This is a genomic window from Haloarcula rara (assembly GCF_029338235.1).
Taxonomy (GTDB): domain Archaea; phylum Halobacteriota; class Halobacteria; order Halobacteriales; family Haloarculaceae; genus Haloarcula; species Haloarcula rara.
In genome coordinates, this window is record NZ_CP119785.1 from 2,882,897 (window position 1) to 2,902,433 (window position 19,537).

Here is a 19,537-nt window from a genome sequence, read left to right on the forward strand (position 1 = left end):
AGTACGAACCTCATGAGACGTTTGATTATGGCCAAATACGGGCCTGCGTCATCGCCCAGCAGATTTTGGTGGCTTCCTCGCGCTAGTACGGTCGGTTAGCCTTATATCAACGAAGATATTTCTTCTCGATAGGAAATTTTAATTGATGGTCAAATACGCCCCATCGACGTGATTACTTCTCGCCCAGTCACGCGCCATGTGCAGCCGGTCCAAACCGCCTCTACACGCTCAAAACCACCGTCCGAGCGCGGCTCGAACTCGACTTTCCGCTTCGGACCACGAACAGGCTCGTAGACGAACCCCCTCGCATCCGCAACCGACGAGCCGTTCATGGGTCCAGCCCCCGCTTCAGGTCACCGACGAGCGACCCACCAACACGCGGGCCGACAGCCCACCCACGCTGTCCACGCACGTGTTCGCACCAATCAGCCAACGATGCACACGGCGTCTGGGCCAGCTCGAACTTCTCTGCCCCATCAACCGAACAAACATCGCGAGGCACCACGGCGACCGCGCGCTCGTAGCTGTCCCAGTAGTGCGCGCAACCGTCGCCGTCGACGCCGATGAAGAGACCGGGCGATTGCGTCAGTAGTTCGCGTGCGATACGTTCTTGTGAATTCGCTTGCGTAGTAGCCATTGGTTCTTACCTGGAACCACGCGCCTCGGTGTACCAGCACCGGGGCGATTTCGTGAGAAATCGACCAGCGGCGCGTGTGTTCCTATGTAGTAGTCACTATCCGTGGGCACTTAGACTTTGTGTTAGCAAACACAAAATAGGGCTAGCTATTCGTATTCTTCGACAACTCGCTGTTTGCCCTGCTCAGATATCAAGTAGTTCGCTCTACCGCCTTCATCTGGCCCCATCTCTTCAATATCTCCGTCACGGTCGATAGACACGCGTTTCAAGTCGCCAGATTCCACCAATCCAGACAGTTTGTTCTGGAGAGTGCCGTAAGAGAAGGTAACATCCTCATTCAGAACCATTCCGCCGAAAACCTGCCGCGGCTGGAGAGGGATATCATACTCCGACATAAACCTCAGAATCTGCAGCTCTGTGTCAATCTTCGGCACATCCCCATCATCAGAGGCTCCCATATTGTCTCCATCGGATTCCCTCCAGAAACTATTGCTGGCACATTTCTGTATTTGCTCAACCATATTTATGTTTGCTAACGCAAAATACTAAGTAGTTGCGCCCTTGACTGTCTGAGCAGGTCGACGCGGTCGCTCCTCGGGTGTCGCTCGGAAAACCGAGTGCGACGCCGTGGTGCAACACGGGCGCCGCGTCGGTCGAAACAGCATGAACGCCATCGCCACCGGGAGTCTTGAAACCTCCCCACGATTGCACCGCCGACCGACCACGTACTCGGGTAGCCACCGCTCCCGTTCACGTCCCGTTCATTCCCAAATCACCAGAGGGCGGCGTTCCCGTTCACTCCCGTTCACGTCCCGTTCACGGGTGAAACGGGCGATAGAACCACTGAAAGGCCGAAGCTCGCCAAACTACCGGCATATTTTGCGCTCCCGTTCACGCGGCCGCCGCAGACTCTTGGCGGCATCGCACTTCCGGCCCACCATGGGTGAGACGGCATGACCACGTACCACGAGCTGACGGGCTTTCGCCGGGACTGCCTGCAGGCCATCGCGGCCGTCGACGAGGAGCCCTACGGCCTCGCGCTGAAGGCGTGGCTCGACGAGCGCTACGAGACCGACATCGGCCACAGCCGCCTCTACCAGAACCTCGACCGGCTCGTCGAGGACGGCCTCGTGACGCGCGAGCCCATCGACGACCGCACGAACGCATACCGCCTGACCGACGCCGGCCGCGCAGTACTGCGGGCCCAGGCCCGCGACCTCGCGGACGTGACCGACGACGCGCCGCTGGTCACCGACGGCGGCGAGGACGAACAGGTCCCGGCGGTCTTCCAGACCTACGAGGACGGCGCCGAGTTCGAGACCGACGAGAGTGGGGCCATCACCAACCACGACGAGCTGGTCGAGGCCGGCCAGACCTACCGCGAGATACGGCTCCTGTCGCGCCAGACCGTCGAGACCTACGACGTGACCGTCGTCGACGAGGCCCACTCGCTGTGGTGTGACGCAGTGGCCGACCTCGACCCGGGCGAGTCACTCCGCGCCGACGAACTGCGAGGTGAGACCGATGACTGAGTGGACCTGGCGCGATTTCGACACCCACCTCATGCAGGAGGGGACGACCCGCAACGACTACTTCCACGCCGTCACGTCCTGCCCGCGCATCAAGGACCCCGAGCTGACCGTCGACCGCGAGGCGTCCTACGTCGCCTACCACGAACCTGAACCGTGTGCGACCTGTCACCCAGAGGTCCCGACCGGCGACGGCGCCGACGAGCTGGTCATCGTCTCCGCGCGCTCGGATCGCACGCGGTACCACCGTCGCGAGGACTGTTACTACGCGGCCCAGATGCCCGAGAGCGAGCGCATCCGCATCTCGGAGGCCAACGAGGAGGGGCTGGAGGCGTGCAAGCGCTGTGCGGCCCACGAGCGCGAAGACGTCCAGGACATCGAGGTCTGTCCCGAGTGTGACCGGACGATGATTCAGTCCATCGTCGGCTCCCAGCGGACCGCCTCGAAGGTCGACGCGGACTGGCGCTGTAACGCGCCCGACTGTGGCGCCCGGTTCGACGAGCCGGCTGTCCGGCCGCGCAAGCGCAGCAAGGGCAACAACCCCGGCGGGCTGGCGGGGAAGCTCATGCAGGCCGACCCAGAGGACGTGAGCGCCGAGCACGCGGGGGGTGGGTCGGCGTGACAGGCGACCTCCGCAGCCCTGCCGAGAAGCACCTCGCTGGCGAGACCGAGGTCGAGTTCCAGTGTGGCATCGCCGCGAGCGACCACATCGACCCATCGGAGCCCGAAGCCTGCCCACACGAACCCGAGACTATCGAGCTGGACGAGCCAGCCTACGTCGACGAGAACGGTCGGATTCATCTCTCGGGCCGGCCGGTCGAGTGTCCCGAGTGTGGCCAGCCCTTCGAGTTCGAGTTCAACGGCGTTCGGGTGATGTTCCCATGACCGACTACGGGCTCGATATCGACGAGGTCGGCGTGCCACGCGGCGAGGGAGAAGCCTGGGACGACCTCGCCGACCGGCGCCGTCGCGAGCGTCGCCAGTCGTTCGCCTGTGCACTCTGTAACGAGTCTCACGACTCCCGCGGCGACGCCACGCGGTGCTGTTCAGAGCGGTTCGAGTAACACGACGGTGCGGCTGGGCCCACTGGTGGCGGCTCGGTTCGATTCCGAGCGGGCCTCTCGACAGCGGGCGTGTCTAGCTTGGAACCCTGGCACGCCCGCTGTCGGGGAAGAGACCCATGCAAACACAGAGCGAATATCATACTGAAACTGTCGGTGGGGTGGTCGACGAATGAGCGACGTCGACTGGCCGGCCGGCTTCGAACGAACCGACCCCGAACAGCGAGACACGAACGGGAAGTACCGCGTATCACTCCACGAGGCCGTCGACGAACTGGCGGTGGAACTGGACCGGTTGGATGTCGACGACTGGCGACTCGAGACGGCGATGCGCCACCAGTCCAGGAATCCGAACTACCCGTACGCGAATCAGTCCGAGCCAGCGGATTCCAGCGTCGTCCTACGCTGGTCGATGGACGGCGAGCAGTTCGCCGTCGCCTGTGACGCGTACAGCCGCGTCCGTGACAACGTGCGAACCGTGGGCCTGTACGTTCGCGAGAAGCGCAAGATGGAGGCCCGCCCGGTCACCACCGGCGAGAGCGAGTTCGCGAACGCTCGCCTGCCGAGTGGCGAGGATGGCGCTATCGTCACCGACCGGTCGGCCCACGAGGTGTTAGGTGTCGACCGCGATGCCACGCCGTCCGAAATCAGACGCGCCTTCCGCGAGCGGGTGAAGGAGGCCCATCCGGACCACGGCGGCAGCGAAGCCGAGCTCCAGAACGTTCGGGAGGCCCGTGAGGTGTTGCTCGATGATGAGTGAGTCGCCATCGACACACAGTGACTCGGCTGGGAGGTCCCGATGACGGCGCCGCCTATCGATAACCCCGGCGACCTCTCGGTCCGCCAGGTCTACGAGCAGTTCCTCGACGCCAAGCAGCTGGACTACACGGAGGAGACGCTGCGGGACTACGAGACCCGTCTCCGACAGTTCGTCCGCTGGGCCGAAGACCAGGAGGACATCACCTGCATCGGCGATATCACCGGCTGGCATCTGGAGCAGTTCAAACTGTACCGCCAGGGGCAGGACCTGGCGCCGACGACGATGAAGGGCCAGATGACCTCGCTGAAGGTCTGGCTGGAGTACGCCGCCGGCATCGAGGCCGTCGACGATATGCTGCCGTACAAGGTCAACATCCCGACGCTCAGCCGGCGTGAGGAGACCGACGACACGCTCCTCGAACCCGATGAGGCCCACCGCATCCTCTCGTACTATCGGGAATCACGCGTCGAGTACGCGTCGAACGGCCACGTCGCGCTGGAGATCGCGTGGTACACCGGAGCGAGATTGGGGGCACTCCGGGGCATCGACCTGGAGGACTACGACCCCGAGAAGGAACTCATCTGGTTCCGCCACCGACCGCCGGCGACACCGCTCAAGAAGAAGGACCAGGGTGAGCGGCCAGTCGGCCTCCCGACAGCCGTCTGTGAGGTCCTGGACACGTACATCGAATCGGTCCGGACGCGCAAACGAGACGACAACGGTCGCGAACCCCTGTTCTGTGGTCGCCAGGGCCGGCTGGCCCAGTCCACACTCCGAAACTGGCTCTATTCGGCGACCCTGCCGTGTGTCTACACCGCCTGTCCGCACAGCAAGGAGCCACGGAGCTGTAAGTGGACCCAGCTGAACCACTCGAGCAAGTGTCCGTCGTCACGCTCGCCCCATCAGATTCGGACCGGGAGTATCACGTGGCAACTGAACCGCGGTCTTTCCTTCGAGGCTGTCGGCAAACGGGTCAATAGCGACCCGGATACGCTGCGCCGATACTACGACAAGGCAGCTGAGGTCGAGAAGCTCGAAGCCCGCCGTCGCGATTTCGTCAGCAAACTTGGATTCGCCGACAATGACAATTAGAACCATCGCGCCGTCCGTCGAATCGCAAATATACCTATCAATTCCTCGGGAACGCCTAACCCTCCGACCCCACTCCGTTCTTCAAATTTTCTAAAGGTAGCAGACATATAGCGGCTGTTTTCGGATTTTCTGCGGAGGGGGGAGTTTCATACTAACAGTTCTGCCAGTTCAGCGTGGTCAGCGTGAGTGTAATATTATGCACGATAGTTCATTAACACATGCTCTCGGATAGTCACAATTGTTTCAACTGGTAGACACGTACCGCTTCGTAATCTGCCCCGGGGTCTCACTTACCGAAAAGTGCGAGAACAAGAACGAACAGGTCGCACTTGATAGCTCGTATCTGATTCTGATGACGATGTCCGGCGTGCTTGCCGGCGTGGCGCTCCTCACAAACTCGATTCCAATCCTCATCGGCGCGATGGTCATTGCACCGGCATTGACGCCGCTGGAACTCGTCTCCGCTGGCCTTGCTGCCAACCGGTTTGATCGAGCCGGATTCGGGGCCAAGGTCGCGTTGGTCGGGCTGTTGGCCGCGACTGCGGGGGCTATCGTGACGACGGTGACACTGAACACGACAGGCGTGCTCCCGCCTGCGGAGAACCTCATCGATAAACCGCTTCTCGAGCAACGGATTACGGCCGGCTGGTTCAGTGTCGTTGCTGCCGCCGCGGCGGGTATCGCAGCGGGGGTAACGACTGACAGGGAACGGCAAGACACGCTCGTCGGCGTCGTCGCGGCCCTCGCACTCGTCCCGGCCGCCGCTGCCGCGGGGATAACGTTACTATCACGAGCGCCGGCCAGGGCCAGTGGCGGCCTACTCCTGCTGGTCCTCAATGCAGGCATGGTCGTGATAACCGGGACGGTGACACTCTGGCTCGGCGCTCGTGGCGACCGGGAAGCGGACACAGCCAACTAGGGATGCGATGTACCTCTCGCCTGTTTCGAACGCCCATACCCAATCCGGCGATGAGACCGGCTGGGCGTCGGTCGTCACGCTGTGACCGATTCGTTGATGGTGGCTATCGCGCAATGTCGCCACGTGAGTGCTGGAGAACCGATAGCGGGTCGGTGTCCATTCCTCCCTGGTGGCGACACCCCAGAGCTATACACCCGGAGGCGAACACATAGCCGTGCCCGACGACCTCCCGAGCGACGTCCACGCAGTTCTCACACAGCTCCTCGACGAGACCGAAGCGGCGATACAGGCCGAGGAGTTCGACACCGTTCGACAGACGATTGAAACCGCCACGACAGTCAGCCAGAATAAGCTCCCGGAGAGCGACCGCCGGGCGCAGTTACTGCACGGCTGTGGAGCGGTCACCGCTGCGATAGCCGCCGAGGACGGCGTCGACGCTGACCTCACAATCGAGTACGTACGAGCGATGGCCCAGCGACTCCCACAGTGACCACGCCTCGCCGCGTTCGGTGACCGTTCTGCTCACGTCTCTATCTCGTTCTCCGTGCAAATTTCGACGAACTCCCCAAGTGGCAACAGCGCGTCGGGCTCGATAGAGATGAACACACCTCGCATCGACCCGCGGACGAAGTGGAAACACATCGCCTCCTCGAAGCTGTGCATCGTACAGTCGAGGCGGCCGACGTCGAAGACGTCTTCCAGATACTCGGTTCCCATCCCCTCCAGAATCAACTCCTCGTGTATCTTATCGAAAATTCGGGGTTTGGCTTTGATATCATCGCGCTCGTAGACTAGCTCCCATTCTTTCTCCTCGTATGTGGCAACGGCCCGGAGATTGTCGCCGACCTCGCGCTGGAGCGCTTCGAGGAGTGCCATACAATAACATACAGGGAAAGAACGAATAAAAACACGGGTTTCCAGAGCGGGTCGTCAAAACCACCGAGAAGTAGCGGGAGAGTCCGGTGGGACACACGCCTACACACTGTGTCGATTGGGTGTTCGGTGATTGTACAAATGCGAGCCGAGAAAATATGAGTTATCAGTCTGGAGAACACGCGTTCAGGTAGCGAGAGAGAAAGCATGTCAGGGAAATATGATCTTGTAATCGTCGGCGGGGGAATCAGCGGGGCATCGCTGCTGTACACGACCGCGAAGTTCACCGATATCGACTCTATCGCGCTCCTCGAGAAAGAAGAAGAGGTCGCGGCCATCAACTCCCACCACACGAACAACTCCCAGACGCTGCACTTCGGCGACATCGAGACGAACTACACCCTCGAGAAGGCCGAGGAGGTCAAGGAGGGCGCCGAACTGCTTGCGGGCTATCTCGAAAATTACGACCCGGACCGCGAGATGCACGCCAAGCGCTCGAAGATGGTGCTGGCAGTGGGCGAGGAGGAGGTCCCACAGCTCGAACAGCGGTACTACGACGAGGGCTTTGGCGACCTGTTCCCGAAGCTCCGGCCCATCGGCCGCGACGAGATCGCGGACATCGAGCCGAAGGTCCTGGAGGGTCGGGACCCCGACGTCGATATGCTCGCGCTCCAGACGCCCGACGGCTACGTCGTCGACTACGGGCAGACGACGAAGTCCTTCGTCGAGCAGGCCGAGGAGGAGGCAAACGTCGACGTCTACACCGGGACAGAGGTCACGGACATCACGCCGACACTCGACGGCTACACCATCGAGACGACCGAGGGCCGCTTCGACTGTGATGCGACGGTGGTCGCCGCCGGCTCCCACAGCCTCCAGATGGCCAAGGAGCTGGGCTACGGCGAGGACAAGGTCTTGCTCCCCGTCGCGGGCAGTTTCTTCCTGGCGGACGACCTGCTGAACGGGAAGGTCTACACCCTGCAGATGAAGAAGCTGCCCTTCGCGGCGGTCCACGGCGACGCCGACGTCCACGACGACTCCATAACCCGTTTCGGTCCGACGGCGAAGCTCGTCCCGGCCTTAGAGCGGGGCAACATCTCGACCGTCTCCGATTTCCTCGACGTGTTCGGGCTGAACGCCGCCGCCTTCCTCAGCTACGCCAACATCCTCTCGGACAAGGTCCTCCTGCCCTACGTCCTCCGGAACCTGCTCTATGACCTCCCGGAGGTCGGGCCGCGGCAGTTCCTCCCGCACGTCCAGAAGGTCGTCCCGAGCGTCGAACTGGACGACATCGAGCGCGCCAAGGGGTACGGCGGTGTCCGTCCACAGATCGTCGATACGAAGGCAAAGTCCCTGGACATGGGCGAGGCGAAGATCGTCGGCGACGACGTCATCTTCAACATCACGCCGTCGCCGGGGGCCTCGACGTGTCTCAAGAACGCGATGCGGGACACCCACACCCTCCTGGACTTTCTCGACGGCGAGTACGAGTTCGACGAGGCGGCCTTCCGCGAGGAAACTATCGGACACTTCCCGTACGGTGAGGGCGTCCAGGCGCCGAGCGCCTCGGATGGCGACACCGTCGACGAAGTGCCGGCCAACGACGACTGAACCGCCGGTGCGCCCGACCCGACCGACCCGCTCCTGATATCTGTATCGCTACGTTTTCCCGAAGTCGCCGCGGAACGTTCTGCGACACAACGACAACTGAGAACGACCACTGTCGTCTCGGCGCCCGCGAGAACCCTCGAATATCTGCGTAGTGACGGCAACGAGCGCCGAAAAAAGAACTTTCTTATCGGGAGCAGTTGATTCGGACCTTGGGGGGCCTGGATGTGGCATAGTGCACCCGCCAGTACCCCCTGATACGACCGGCGAGCCTCGCGGCCGTCCGTCGGCGCCGCGGACGGAGAGGTTTTCACAGACGACGTGTATCACCCTGCTATGGACGCCGCGCGACTGCCCGGCACCGCCCGCCCCGACCAGGTGGTCGCCCACGTCGATATGGACTGTTTCTACGCGGCCTGCGAACAGCGCCGGGAGCCCGACCTGGACGGGGAGCCACTGGTCGTCGGGATGGGCTACGAGGGCGGCGAGACCCACGGTGCCGTCGCCACGGCGAGCTACGAGGCCCGCGAGTACGGCGTCGAGTCGGCGATGGCCATCTCCGAGGCGCTCGAACGGCTCCCCCGGCGAGCCGACGCCGAAGATGAGGACGCCGAGGCGACGGGCATCTACCGGCCGGTCGATATGGACTACTACGAGTCGGTCGCTGCGGAGGTCAAGGAGATACTCCACGCCGAGAGCGACACCGTCCGGGAGGTCAGCATCGACGAGGCGTACCTGGATATCACCGACACCGTCGACTGGGACGGAATCGCCGAGTGGGCGAGCGAGCTGCGAGCCACCATCGAGTCCGAGGTGGGCGTCGTCGCCAGCGTCGGCGTCGCCCCGACCATGAGCGCCGCGAAGGTGGCCAGCGACCGGGAGAAGCCGGACGGACAGGTGGTCGTCGAGCCGGGCGAGGTACGGCCGTTCTTCGACGACCTGCCGGTCGAGGAGGTCCACGGCGTCGGGCCGGTGACCGCCCGGGAACTGGCCGGACTCGGTATCGAGACGGCCGGCGACCTCGCCGACGCGGACCCGGAGGTTCTCGAGAACCGTTTCGGGGAGCGCGGTCGCGAGATACGCCGGTACGCCCGTGGGGAAGACACCAGGGAAGTTACCCCGCGTGGCGACCCAAAGAGCCTCTCACGGGAGTCCGCCTTCACCGAGGCCGTCGAAGACACAGACGAGAAACGGCGGAAAGTCACCACGCTCGCCAGAGCCGTCGCGGACCGGGGGGGCCGGAAGGGCGCTCGCTACCAGACCGTCGGCATCAAGGTGGTCGAACCGCCGTTCGATATCAACACCCGCGCACGCTCGCTGCCGGGCCCCGTGGCGGATGCGGACCTCGTCGAGTCCATCGCGCTCGATTTACTGGGGGAGTTTGCCGACCGGCCGGTACGGAAGCTCGGGGTCCGCGTCTCGAACCTGGACTTCTCGGCCGGCGAGCAGGCCAGTCTCACCGGATTCGAGGGCGCGGCCGGCGGAGGGACCGACGAATCTGCCACCGAACCCGACCGAAGGGACATGGAACCGGACCCGGAGCTGACGGCGGACGGACAGGCGAGTCTGACTGCCTTCGACGGTGACTATTCGGGTCCGAGCGAGGACGCGACGCCCGAAAGCGCCGCGGAGACGGACGCATCCGAGCGGGACCCGGACGGGCAGGCGTCGCTTGGCGACTTCGGGTAGGCAGTCGGAAAGCGGCCCGGGGGCTTAGGAAACACCGTTCTCCAGGTTCTCCAGGAGCTTGCCCACGAACAGCCCCGCTCTCGGCGAGATTGTGTCTTCCTCGGGGACAGTCGTCGGATGGGCCGCGAGCGTCTCGACGAACTGCTCGCTGTGGGTCATCGCCGACAGCATGTCGACCACGTCGACGACGAGGCCCTCGTCGGAGGTGTCCATCCCCGGATACCGCTCTTTCTGACTCTCGGCGTAGGTGATGGTCCAGGCCGGACCGCCCACCGCGGTGACGATATCCTCGAGCGGGCCGACGGCCAGCCGGCCCTCCGGCGTGCCGACGAACACGGTATTGTCCTCGACAAACGTCTCGTAGCGTGCCATACAGTCCCACTCCCGCGCTCGGGTCGAACGAGACACGCCACCAACATAGCCCTTGTCACGGGCCGTCACACGGAACGATGTCGGGTCTGGACACCAGCGACTCCCCAGGTCGGTATCCACTGCCCAAAGGCGCTGGCGAAGGTATCGGCCCGCTGACGCTCGTCTGACGGAGAGTTATGGGGCCTGCACCGCTCTCTGTGGACAAGAACGCATGGCAGAGACTGAACACATCACCGTGGCCGACACGAGCGCCGGGCCCGGCGGGATAGAAGACCCAGGCCAGTCCGTCGACATCCCGGTGGTGGAGCTACTGACCGGCCGGGGGTTCATCACCGGCAAGTCCGGTTCGGGCAAGTCAAACACCACGAGCGTCGTCGCCGAGAAGCTGCTGGACAACGGCTTTGGCCTGCTCATCGTCGATATCGACGGCGAGTACTACGGCCTCAAAGAGGAGTACGAGATACTCCACGTCGGCGGCGACGAGGAGTGTGACATCCAGGTCACCGAGGAACACGCGGGCAAGATAGCCTCGCTCGCGCTCGAACAGAACGTCCCCATCATCCTGGACGTCTCCTCGTTCCTGGACGAAGAGGAGGCAGAGAGCCTGCTGACCGAGGTCGCCAAACAGCTGTTCGCCAAGGCCAAAAAGCAGAAACAGCCGTTCCTGATGCTGGTCGAGGAGTGCCACGAGTGGATTCCCGAGCAGGGCAGCATGGGCGAGGTCGGGAAGATGCTCATCAAAATCGGGAAGCGCGGGCGGAAACACGGCCTGGGCATCGTCGGCATCAGCCAGCGCCCGGCCGACGTGAAAAAAGACTACATCACCCAGTGTGACTGGCTGGTGTGGCACCGACTGACGTGGAACAACGACACGAAGGTGGTCGGGCGCATCCTCGACAGCCAGTACGCCGACGCCGTCGAGGACCTAGACGACGGCGAGGCATTTATGATGACCGACTGGGCCGAGCAAGTCAGCCGGGTGCAGTTCCACCGCAAGCAGACCTTCGACGCCGGCGCCACCCCGGGTCTGGACGACTTCGAGCGCCCCGAACTCAAATCCGTCAGCGAGGACCTCGTCTCCGAACTCGAGACCATAAGCGAGGAGAAACAGGCCACTGAGAACCGGATCTCGGAACTGCGCGAGGAACTGGACAAGAAGAACTCCCGCATCGCCGAACTTGAGGCCGAGCTGCAGGACGCCCGGGACCTCCAGCGGATGGCCGAGCAGTTCACTGACGCGCTGCTTTCTCACGTCGAAGGGTACAACCCAGGCCGCACGGCGAAAGACGAGATGCGGCGCAAGCGCGAGCGGTTCGCGGACCCACCGGCGACAGAGGGCGGCGGCGGGACCGCGACGGCTAGCGGTGAGGCAGCCGACACCGACGCGGAGGATGACCCGCCGGACACGACCTCCGGTGGCGGCTTCGGCGACGCGTTCAGCGCCTTCGCCGACGACGACGTCGCGATGAACGGGGGAGCGAGTCGAGCAACGGCGCCACAGCGAACGGCGCCAGCGCCGACGGCGCGACGAAGAACGGGTCCGGCCCCGAGGACACGACCACGCAGGGGAGCTCCGACGCGGCCCTGGAGGCCGCGCTCGCGGCCGTCGCCGAGGAGGACGCAGGCGACGATGAGCACTCCGACGAGCCAGAAACGGAGAAACCCGCCGCGGTTCGCGACATCGAGGCCGACATCCGGGACCTGGACGAGAAGACCGGGCGGATGCTCGCCTACTACAAGGAACACGGCCCGGGCACGCCGCTTAACGCCCACTTCTCCGCGGGCGGGTCGGGCGACCGGACCGCCGCCTACGCTCGGAACCGGACGCTTCGGCTCCGCGGGCTCATCGAACACGTGGGTCGCGGGAAGTACGACTACCGGTTGTCGGCCCTGCTGTGCGAGGAGGGCGAGGACATCGACGCCGAGACGGCCACCGAGTACGCGTCACAGATTGAGCGGACCGTCGTCGACGACGAGACGAGCTGAGCAGTCGATTTCTCGCAGCTGGTGCTTACCGTCAGTCGGTCGAAAAAGTGTGTGCGTTTGCCGGGTCGAACGTCAGTTCAGCGGCTCGACGAGGTCTTCCAGGGCGGCACGCGGGTCGTCGGCCTTCGCGACGCCGCTTGCCAGCAGGACGCCGGTCGCGCCGAGGTCGCTGGCGGAGACGAGGTCCTCGCCGGTCGAGATGCCGGCGCCACAGAGCACGTCCACGTCGCCGTCCACGCGGGCTGCGGCGTCGACGGCGCCGGTGACGATGTCGGGGTCGGCCTTGCTGACGGGCGTGCCGGTGCCGATGAGCTCCGGCGGCTCGACGGCGACGGCGTCGGGACCGAGCGCCGCGGCGGCGCCGATCTGTTCGGGGTTGTTCGCACAGACGATGGTCTCCAGGTCCGCGCGGTCGGCCGCGTCGAGCGAGGCGTCGATATCGGCCAGCTTGAGGCGGTTCTCGGAGTGGTTCAGCATCGTCCCCTCGGCGCCGGCGTCGGCGACGGCCTCGGCGAGCGTCGAACCGGTGTGGCTGCCGTGCTCGTTCGGGCTGACGTGCTGGGCCCAGGTCTCGACGCCGGTCTCGGCGACGGACTCGATGTTGGCCGCCTGGGGGGCGACGGCGACGCGGACGCCGGAGTCGTCGGCGACGTCGGCCGCGGCGGTGGCTACCTCTATCGGGTCACACGGATACGCCTTGAGGTTGACAAGGACGAACATGGATGAAGACGCGAACGCCGGGGGGAAATAGATTGCGTGTTCGCGGTTCCCTCCGCCGCCAAGCAGTGAGGATTAAGAGACTGCGGCCTGTAGCCATCGAGAGATAACCCGTGAGCTCAGGCGACGCCCCTCCGACCGTACTCATCGTCGAGGACGAACAGCACCTCGCGGACCTCTACACCGACTATCTCGCAGACAGCTACGACGTCCTGACGGCCTACAGCGGCGAGGAGGGTATCGAGCGCCTCTCCGAGGACATCGACGTCGTCCTGCTCGACCGCCGGATGCCGGTCGTCTCGGGCAACGAGGTGCTGGCAGAAATCGAGGAGCGGTCGCTCCCCTGCCGGGTGGCGATGGTGACCGCGGTCAACCCCGACTTCGACATCATCGAGATGGGCGTCGACGACTACCTCGTCAAGCCCGTCACCCGGGCGGAACTCACCGAGGTCGTCGAGCGCCTCCAGAAGATAGCCGCCTACAACGAACAGCTCCAGGCGCTGACCACGCGCAAGCTCAAGCGCAACGTCCTCCAGGTCGAGAAGACCCAGACGGAGCTCGAACGGAGCCAGCGGTACCGACAGCTCCAGAACGAAATCGCCGAAATTGCCGACCGCGTCGACGAGTTGGCGGCCGACCTCGACGTCGAAGAGAACGACCTGCGGCTCTAGTCCTTTCGCTTTACGACGTCACCCAGCGTGTAGCTCCCGTCACTGGAGCCACTCGACCACTCCTCGTCGTCGGCGCTCCCGCCCGCGCTCAGGTCGATGCCGAGCGATTTCTCGATTTTCGTTCGCACGTCGTCGCTGGGCAGTGAGTTGCCCTGTTCGAGCTTCCGGATGAGGCTCGCTTTCTCGTTGAGTTGCTGGGCCAGCTCTTTCTGGCTCAGCCCCTTGGACTCCCGGGCCGACCGTATCTGGTCGTCGAAGTCCTGTGCGATCTCGTCCATCTCGTCGAACATATCCCGTCGACGGCCGGAGCCGCCGCTCGAGGAACTGGACGAGGACGAGCTGGACGAGGACGACCCGCTGGACCCGCTCGACGAGGTCGAGTACTTCGTCGACGTGGACGAGGAGGAGTCCTCTGTCTTGAGCTCGGTACCGAAGTCGGTACACTCGTCACAGACGTCGAGTTCGGCCCCCTCGATTTTGACGCGGTTCGGAGAGGAAACCTCCTTGCCGCACATCTCGCACTGAACCATACGGCGAGGTTCGAGATGGTCCCGTATAAATGGTGCGCTGGGGTAGGAGAGGTGTCAGTTGTTCGTGTCGTCCCTGGCAGCGAGACCAGTAGCCGCCAGCATCGCTGCGTATGCAACTCCGACGTGTGTTCAATCCAGCGCCTTCATCGCGTAGTAGAACCGCTGGAGTGCGGTGACGTGACCGACGACGGCGAAGACGACGAGCAGCCAGCCGACGGGGTCGAGTCCGAGTCCGACTGGCCGGACGAACGCGGCGATACCGGTCACGACGCCGACGAGCGCGAGGCGGTCGGCGCGGCCGAGCAGTCCGCCGTAGACGCGGTCGAGCCCGACGGCCTGTGACTGGGTGCCCAGATAGGAGGTCATCAGAACGCCCGTGACCGCAGCGATGCCAAGCGCCCACTGCCCGATGCCCGCCGCCAGGCCGACGATGATGACGATGTCGGCGTAGCGGTCCAGCACGTGGTCGAGCAGGTCGCCGGCCGAGGAGGCGACGTTCAGCTCCCGGGCGAGCGCGCCGTCGACGAGGTCGAGCCAACCGTTCAGGAAGACCAGCACGGCGCCGGCGAGATACAGCAGCGGCTGGCGGGGAGCGACGGCGTAGACGCCACCGGCGGCGACGGCGAGGGCAAAGGCGATGACGCTGACGCCGTTTGGCGAGAGGCCTACCGTTCGGGCGGCCCCGACGAACGGGTCTAACGCGCGGTCGGCCACGTGGCGGAATCTATCGAGTGTCATAGCCAGTCGACGTAGGAGACGGTGCCGGCGCTCGGTTCGCGCTCGCCCGCGACGACGGCCGCTATCTCGGCGGCCACCTCGCTGGGCTCGCGGTCGGTCGTGTCTATCTCGTAGACGTTCTCGGTGCCGTGGTGGTGGACGGCCTCCGAGAGGACGACGTCGAGGGCCTCGGACTCCGCATTTTCGTAGGCCTTCGAGTCAGAGTCCCCGCGCTCGCGGAGACGGGAAACGACGGTGTCGGGATGGGCCCGCAGGACCACCACGCGGTCGGCCTCGAAGTTGTGTGCGAGGTGCGATTCGACAATCACGTCCTCGCGGCCGTCGAGCCACTCGGCGAGGGCGTCCATATCCGCGACGAGACTGCCCCGCTCCTCGTCGGTGCCCGTCGAGAACCCCTCCGATTTGATGACGTCGTTGAGGTTAATCACGTCGCGGTCTGTCTCCAGTAGCTCCGTCGCCGTGGTCTTGCCCGTCCCCGGGGTGCCGGTGACGGCGATTCTCACTGGCCGACCTCCGCGATAGCGTCGTTGAGGACAGAGACAGCCTGCTTCGTGTTAGGCTCCGTCCCGCAGGTGATTCGGATGCACTCGGGCAGGCCAAACGAGGAGCAGTCACGGACGATGACGCCCTCGGCCTGCGCGTAGTCGGCCACCGCAGCGGCGTCGCCGACCTCGGCGAGGACGAAGTTCCCGGCGCTGTCCCAGGTCGGGGCGTCGAGTTCCTCGTAGATGTACTCGCGAGCCCACGCGGCCGTCTCGACGCTGCGCTCGACGTGGTCGTCGTCGGAAAGCGCCGCCAGGCCAGCCCGGCAGGCAAGCTCGCTCGCGGAGAAGGGCGTGTTGATGCGGGCGTAGGCGTCGGCCCACGTCTCGGGAACGAGCGCGTAGCCCAGTCGGACGCCGGCCAGCCCGTAGGCCTTCGAGAACGTCCGCAGCAGCGCCACGTCGTCGCGCTCGTCGAGTAGCGGGCGTGCGCTCGGGCTGTCGGTGAACTCGCCGTAGGCCTCGTCGACCAGTGTCAGCGTCTCCTCGTCTGTTCGCTCGGCGATTTCGCGGACGGCCTCGGTCGTGAACTCCTTCCCGGTGGGATTGTGCGGGCTGGTCAAGTAGACGATGCGCTCGCCGTCGTAGTCTTTCAGCACCGCGTCGGCGGTCTGGGCGAAGTCGTCGGCCTTCGAGAGCGTGTACTCCTCGACCTCGCCGTGGTGATAGCGAGCGCTCATCGGGTAATAGGCGAAGCCGGGCCTGGGGACTAGTACCTCGTCACCGGGGGAAAGCATCGCCCGGGCGAGACAGTCCAGCGCGCCGTCGCCGCCGTTGCCGAGCCACACCTGTTCGGGGTCGGCGTCCCACATATCGGCGAGACGCTCGACCAGGTCGGCGTGGGACGACTTCGGGTAGTGGTGCATCCGCTCGGCCGACTCGCGGATGGCCTCGACGGCTCGGGGACTGGGACCGAACATGTTCTCGTTCGACGATAGCTTCACCATCGCGTCGGGGTCCAGACCGAGCTCTCGGGCGACTTCCTCGATACCGCGACCCGCCCGGTAGGCGGTGTGCGCGGAGAGGTCCCGTGGGTTCATGTACGGGCCAAGCGGGCCGGACGGCTTAAGCGTGCACATGTGGCCCGACACTTCCCGTGTGCGCGCTCGTTATCACGAGCGATACCCGTGGCCGAAAGGGTAAGACAGTATGGGGTGAGTGTCGGGTAAGAGAATGCCACTGCTCATCGACGTCAGGAAGCTCTCGCTCATCACTGACCTCATCCAGGACGGCGCCGAGCAGGTGGCCGGGTCGCTGGCGGAACTGGCCGGCGTCGAGGCCAGCGTCGACATCAAGAGCCTCTCGTTTGTCCAGCCGGACGATATCGTGATGGAGATGGGGGCAGGACAGATTCACAGCGCGCGAATCCGGCTCACCGAACCGCCCTACGGGGTCTTCCTGATGACGTTCTCGACGGAGACGGCGGCGGAAATCGCGCGGCTGATGACCGGAACGCCCGTCGACGGCGAGTTCACCCAGCTCCAGTCCTCGGCCCTCCAGGAGATGTGTAACATCCTCACTTCCGGCTTCATCGACGGCATCGCCGACACCCTGGAGACGACCATCGACATGGGGACGCCGACGGTGGAAGCAGACAGCGCGGCAGCTATCGCCGACGCCGCGCTCTCACACGTCCGACGGGACTCCCTGACCATCGTGCTGGACTCGCTCGTCGATATCGAAGAGACGGACGTGGCCTTCTCGCTTCGGATCTTCCTGATTCCGGACCCCGGTTCCTTCGTCCACCTCATCGACCAGCTCGACCGTGACGTGGAGACCGGCGAGCCGACGAGTTCGGAGACCGCCGCCGTCGAGAAGCTGGATATGGACGCCGACGTCGGGGTTTTCGACGACACCAGCACGTCGAGCGGGCGCGGGGACACGCACGAGAGGTAGTAGCCGTGGTGCCGCGCTCGATTACATGACGTTCAAGGGGGAGTGGGCTAACCGCTCTGTATGAGTCTCATCGACACCGCGATGTACGTGATACATCTCGTCTTCGCGGGGCTGTGGTCCGGCACCGTCCTGTTTACCAGCTACGCCGTGATTCCGGCGGCGCTCGACGGAGACCTCCGTGCTGGGTCGCTGGCGGCGATGACCGGGAAACTGAAGACCGTCTCCAGAGCGAGTTCGCTACTCCTGTTGCTCTCGGGCGGCCACCTCGCCGGGACCCTCTACACGGTCGAGAGCCTCTTTGGCTCCACCCGGGGGTACCTCGTTGTCTCGATGGTCGCGCTGTGGTTCGTGCTGTCCGGACTCGTCGAGGTCGGCGCGTCGAAGCTCTCGGACGGGACGGCCCAGCAGAAGGTCCGCCAGCCCGCCGCCGAGGCCCGTCCGTTCCTGCTTGGCGCGTCGGTGGTCGCGCTGGCCCTGCTGGTGGTCGCCGGGCTCCTCCTCGGGCTGTAGTCCTCAGCGAACCGGAATCGTCACCGCGACGGTCGTCCCGCTCCGGTCGGCTCGGATGTCGACGTCACCGCCGACGTGGCTGACGAGCCAGTAAGCGAACCACAGGCCCAACCCCGACCCGTGTTCAAGCGGTTTCTCCGTGCCCGCCCGAAGGACGCGCTGCTCTCGGTCGGGGATACCAGGCCCGTTGTCGACGATAGTCACCGTCCCGGTCGACCCGTCCGAGGCCACGTGTATCGCGACGCGCGGCGTGGCCGCCTCGGAGTGGGTGACGGCGTTCTCGACGAACTCGCGGACGGCGGGAATCGCCTTTGCGTCGACGGAAAGCGGCTCCGACGGTCCGTCCTCAATGCTGATTGCTGCCTCAGGGTTCGACTCGGAGACGTCTTCGGCGATGTCCGCGACGGCTGTCATCAGGTCCGACTCCGCCCCCGGTTCCGCCAGCGAGCTGGCGAGCAGGTGCTTTACGCGGTTGGCCTTCTCGCTGATACCGAGAAGCGACGCCATGCTGTCGCGAATCACGTCGAGATGTTCGACAGCCGAATCATCGTCTATCTGGTCTTCGAGCACGTCGGCGCGCCCGACGATCGTCGTCCCGCTGTTGCGGAGGTTGTGACGGAGTATCCGGTGAAACACCGCGAGCTGTTGCTCGCGCAGCCGCCGGTCAGTTATCTCCTCCTGTATCCCGACGAACCCGCGTATCTCGCCGTCGTCTGCTTCGATGGGCGAGATGGTCTGTGCGGCGATGAACCGCTCGCCGGATTTCCGTTCGTTGACTATCTCGTCGGCCCAGATGTCGCCGCTCCGTATGGTCCCCCAGAGCTCGTCGTAGAACGTCTCGTCTTGTTCACCCGACTTGAGGATGCGCGGGTTCCGGCCCTCCGCCTCGTCGGCCGCGTATCCGGTCATCTGCTCGAAGGCCGGGTTGACGTACTCGATAGTTCCCTCCGGGTCGGTCACGAAGATGGCGAGACCGGCGTGTTCGACCGCTTCCTCGAACCGGCGCAGTTCGGCGTTGCGCGCCCGGAGGTCCCCGGCGAGTTCCTCCGTCTGTGACCGCCGGACGAGGAGGTTCGACAGGGTCCGGAAGAAGGCCTGCCGGTCGACCGGAGCCCGAACGACCTCGTTGACGATGAGCGGGCGGTCGGTGTCGTCGATGTCGGGCAGCGTGACGCTGACGGGACTGCGGTCCCGGCGGACCAGCACCACCGGACAGAACACCGGGTCGAGGTCGCGTTTCAGCTGTGCCAAGCGCTCGCGGTACCGCGAGAACGACGCGTCGTCGACCACGTACAGGTCGGCCTCCCGGACCGCCTCGTCGGTGACCGTCTCGTGGCGTTCGCCCACCAGCGTGGACAGCGCGTCCCGGTTGGCCTCGTCGGCCAGGAGGAGCTGGACAGTCGCCAT

General features: G+C 64.7%; 23 protein-coding genes and 2 pseudogenes. 14 read left to right on the forward strand and 11 right to left on the reverse strand.

The genetic code is table 11. The features are described 5' to 3' along the window. Positions 1 to 149: 149 nt before the first annotated feature. From P1K32_RS15365 to P1K32_RS15375, 3 genes are all read right to left on the reverse strand, one after another. The gene (locus tag P1K32_RS15365; protein ID WP_276250569.1) at positions 150 to 332 is read right to left on the reverse strand and encodes a hypothetical protein; all 183 of its coding nucleotides are present in this window, start codon (positions 330 to 332) and stop codon (positions 150 to 152) included. After that, the gene (locus P1K32_RS15370; protein ID WP_276250570.1) at positions 329 to 637 is read right to left on the reverse strand and encodes a hypothetical protein; all 309 of its coding nucleotides are present in this window, start codon (positions 635 to 637) and stop codon (positions 329 to 331) included. Before P1K32_RS15370 ends, P1K32_RS15365 begins: the two co-directional genes overlap by 4 nt. Before the next feature lie 146 nt (positions 638 to 783). Further along, complete coding sequence (locus tag P1K32_RS15375) at positions 784 to 1,158, reverse strand: hypothetical protein (protein ID WP_276250571.1); 375 nt, start codon at positions 1,156 to 1,158, stop codon at positions 784 to 786. 432 nt (positions 1,159 to 1,590) lie between these two features. Here P1K32_RS15375 and P1K32_RS15380 point away from each other — a divergent pair. The 8 genes and pseudogenes from P1K32_RS15380 to P1K32_RS15415 all read left to right on the forward strand — a co-directional run. Then, positions 1,591 to 1,902: pseudogene (locus P1K32_RS15380) on the forward strand (PadR family transcriptional regulator); the annotation flags it as partial. A gap of 259 nt (positions 1,903 to 2,161) precedes the next feature. Beyond that, the gene (locus tag P1K32_RS15385) at positions 2,162 to 2,788 is read left to right on the forward strand and encodes a hypothetical protein (protein ID WP_276250572.1); all 627 of its coding nucleotides are present in this window, start codon (positions 2,162 to 2,164) and stop codon (positions 2,786 to 2,788) included. After that, entirely contained in the window at positions 2,785 to 3,051 is a 267-nt protein-coding gene (locus P1K32_RS15390; RefSeq protein WP_276250573.1) for a hypothetical protein, read from the forward strand. Before P1K32_RS15385 ends, P1K32_RS15390 begins: the two co-directional genes overlap by 4 nt. Continuing rightward, positions 3,048 to 3,230 carry a hypothetical protein gene (locus P1K32_RS15395; RefSeq protein WP_276250574.1) on the forward strand — a complete coding sequence of 61 codons (183 nt, stop codon included), beginning with the start codon at positions 3,048 to 3,050 and terminating at the stop codon, positions 3,228 to 3,230. Before P1K32_RS15390 ends, P1K32_RS15395 begins: the two co-directional genes overlap by 4 nt. A gap of 169 nt (positions 3,231 to 3,399) precedes the next feature. Beyond that, on the forward strand, positions 3,400 to 3,987 hold the full coding sequence (locus P1K32_RS15400) for a J domain-containing protein (protein ID WP_276250575.1): 588 nt from the start codon (positions 3,400 to 3,402) through the stop codon (positions 3,985 to 3,987). 39 nt (positions 3,988 to 4,026) lie between these two features. Further along, positions 4,027 to 5,079 (forward strand): tyrosine-type recombinase/integrase, encoded by a 1,053-nt coding sequence (locus tag P1K32_RS15405; RefSeq protein WP_276250576.1) that lies wholly within the window; start codon positions 4,027 to 4,029, stop codon positions 5,077 to 5,079. Between the two features lie 352 nt (positions 5,080 to 5,431). Next, a complete protein-coding gene (locus tag P1K32_RS15410; protein ID WP_276250577.1) occupies positions 5,432 to 5,998 on the forward strand; it encodes a DUF389 domain-containing protein in 567 nt (188 codons plus the stop codon). A 214-nt stretch (positions 5,999 to 6,212) separates the two neighbouring features. After that, complete coding sequence (locus P1K32_RS15415; RefSeq protein WP_276250578.1) at positions 6,213 to 6,488, forward strand: DUF8101 family protein; 276 nt, start codon at positions 6,213 to 6,215, stop codon at positions 6,486 to 6,488. A 32-nt stretch (positions 6,489 to 6,520) separates the two neighbouring features. Here the strand turns inward: P1K32_RS15415 and P1K32_RS15420 are convergent, their stop codons facing one another. Continuing rightward, positions 6,521 to 6,874 carry a DUF7522 family protein gene (locus P1K32_RS15420; RefSeq protein WP_276250579.1) on the reverse strand — a complete coding sequence of 118 codons (354 nt, stop codon included), beginning with the start codon at positions 6,872 to 6,874 and terminating at the stop codon, positions 6,521 to 6,523. A 204-nt stretch (positions 6,875 to 7,078) separates the two neighbouring features. Here P1K32_RS15420 and P1K32_RS15425 point away from each other — a divergent pair, with 204 nt between their 5' ends. Continuing rightward, positions 7,079 to 8,482 (forward strand): FAD-dependent oxidoreductase, encoded by a 1,404-nt coding sequence (locus P1K32_RS15425; protein ID WP_276250580.1) that lies wholly within the window; start codon positions 7,079 to 7,081, stop codon positions 8,480 to 8,482. A 333-nt stretch (positions 8,483 to 8,815) separates the two neighbouring features. Further along, positions 8,816 to 10,168: a DNA polymerase IV gene (dinB, locus tag P1K32_RS15430; protein WP_276250581.1), complete on the forward strand. Its 1,353-nt coding sequence runs from the start codon at positions 8,816 to 8,818 to the stop codon at positions 10,166 to 10,168. A gap of 24 nt (positions 10,169 to 10,192) precedes the next feature. Here the strand turns inward: dinB and P1K32_RS15435 are convergent, their stop codons facing one another. Beyond that, the gene (locus tag P1K32_RS15435) at positions 10,193 to 10,540 is read right to left on the reverse strand and encodes a hypothetical protein (protein WP_276250582.1); all 348 of its coding nucleotides are present in this window, start codon (positions 10,538 to 10,540) and stop codon (positions 10,193 to 10,195) included. 211 nt (positions 10,541 to 10,751) lie between these two features. Here P1K32_RS15435 and P1K32_RS15440 point away from each other — a divergent pair. Next, positions 10,752 to 12,526: pseudogene (locus P1K32_RS15440) on the forward strand (ATP-binding protein). 72 nt (positions 12,527 to 12,598) lie between these two features. Here P1K32_RS15440 and tpiA read toward each other — a convergent pair. Then, complete coding sequence (tpiA, locus tag P1K32_RS15445; RefSeq protein WP_276250583.1) at positions 12,599 to 13,246, reverse strand: triose-phosphate isomerase; 648 nt, start codon at positions 13,244 to 13,246, stop codon at positions 12,599 to 12,601. A 110-nt stretch (positions 13,247 to 13,356) separates the two neighbouring features. Between tpiA and P1K32_RS15450 the strand changes: the two genes are divergently transcribed. Beyond that, a complete protein-coding gene (locus P1K32_RS15450; RefSeq protein ID WP_276250584.1) occupies positions 13,357 to 13,914 on the forward strand; it encodes a response regulator transcription factor in 558 nt (185 codons plus the stop codon). Here the strand turns inward: P1K32_RS15450 and P1K32_RS15455 are convergent. From P1K32_RS15455 to hisC, 4 genes are all read right to left on the reverse strand, one after another. Further along, entirely contained in the window at positions 13,911 to 14,444 is a 534-nt protein-coding gene (locus P1K32_RS15455) for a multiprotein bridging factor aMBF1 (protein ID WP_276250585.1), read from the reverse strand. The genes P1K32_RS15450 and P1K32_RS15455 overlap by 4 nt on opposite strands. 129 nt (positions 14,445 to 14,573) lie before the next feature. After that, complete coding sequence (locus tag P1K32_RS15460) at positions 14,574 to 15,182, reverse strand: CDP-alcohol phosphatidyltransferase family protein (protein ID WP_276250586.1); 609 nt, start codon at positions 15,180 to 15,182, stop codon at positions 14,574 to 14,576. Further along, on the reverse strand, positions 15,179 to 15,685 hold the full coding sequence (locus tag P1K32_RS15465; RefSeq protein ID WP_276250587.1) for an adenylate kinase family protein: 507 nt from the start codon (positions 15,683 to 15,685) through the stop codon (positions 15,179 to 15,181). Before P1K32_RS15465 ends, P1K32_RS15460 begins: the two co-directional genes overlap by 4 nt. Further along, positions 15,682 to 16,764 carry a histidinol-phosphate transaminase gene (gene hisC / locus P1K32_RS15470; protein WP_276250588.1) on the reverse strand — a complete coding sequence of 361 codons (1,083 nt, stop codon included), beginning with the start codon at positions 16,762 to 16,764 and terminating at the stop codon, positions 15,682 to 15,684. The genes P1K32_RS15465 and hisC overlap by 4 nt, the downstream gene beginning before the upstream one ends. Before the next feature lie 133 nt (positions 16,765 to 16,897). Between hisC and P1K32_RS15475 the strand changes: the two genes are divergently transcribed. Further along, the gene (locus tag P1K32_RS15475) at positions 16,898 to 17,620 is read left to right on the forward strand and encodes a chemotaxis protein CheC (protein ID WP_276250589.1); all 723 of its coding nucleotides are present in this window, start codon (positions 16,898 to 16,900) and stop codon (positions 17,618 to 17,620) included. 60 nt (positions 17,621 to 17,680) lie between these two features. Continuing rightward, entirely contained in the window at positions 17,681 to 18,130 is a 450-nt protein-coding gene (locus tag P1K32_RS15480) for a transporter (protein ID WP_276250590.1), read from the forward strand. Positions 18,131 to 18,133: 3 nt separating this feature from the next. On the opposite strand, the gene P1K32_RS15485 is transcribed toward P1K32_RS15480, so the two are convergent. Next, the gene (locus tag P1K32_RS15485) at positions 18,134 to 19,537 is read right to left on the reverse strand and encodes a PAS domain-containing protein (protein WP_276250591.1); all 1,404 of its coding nucleotides are present in this window, start codon (positions 19,535 to 19,537) and stop codon (positions 18,134 to 18,136) included.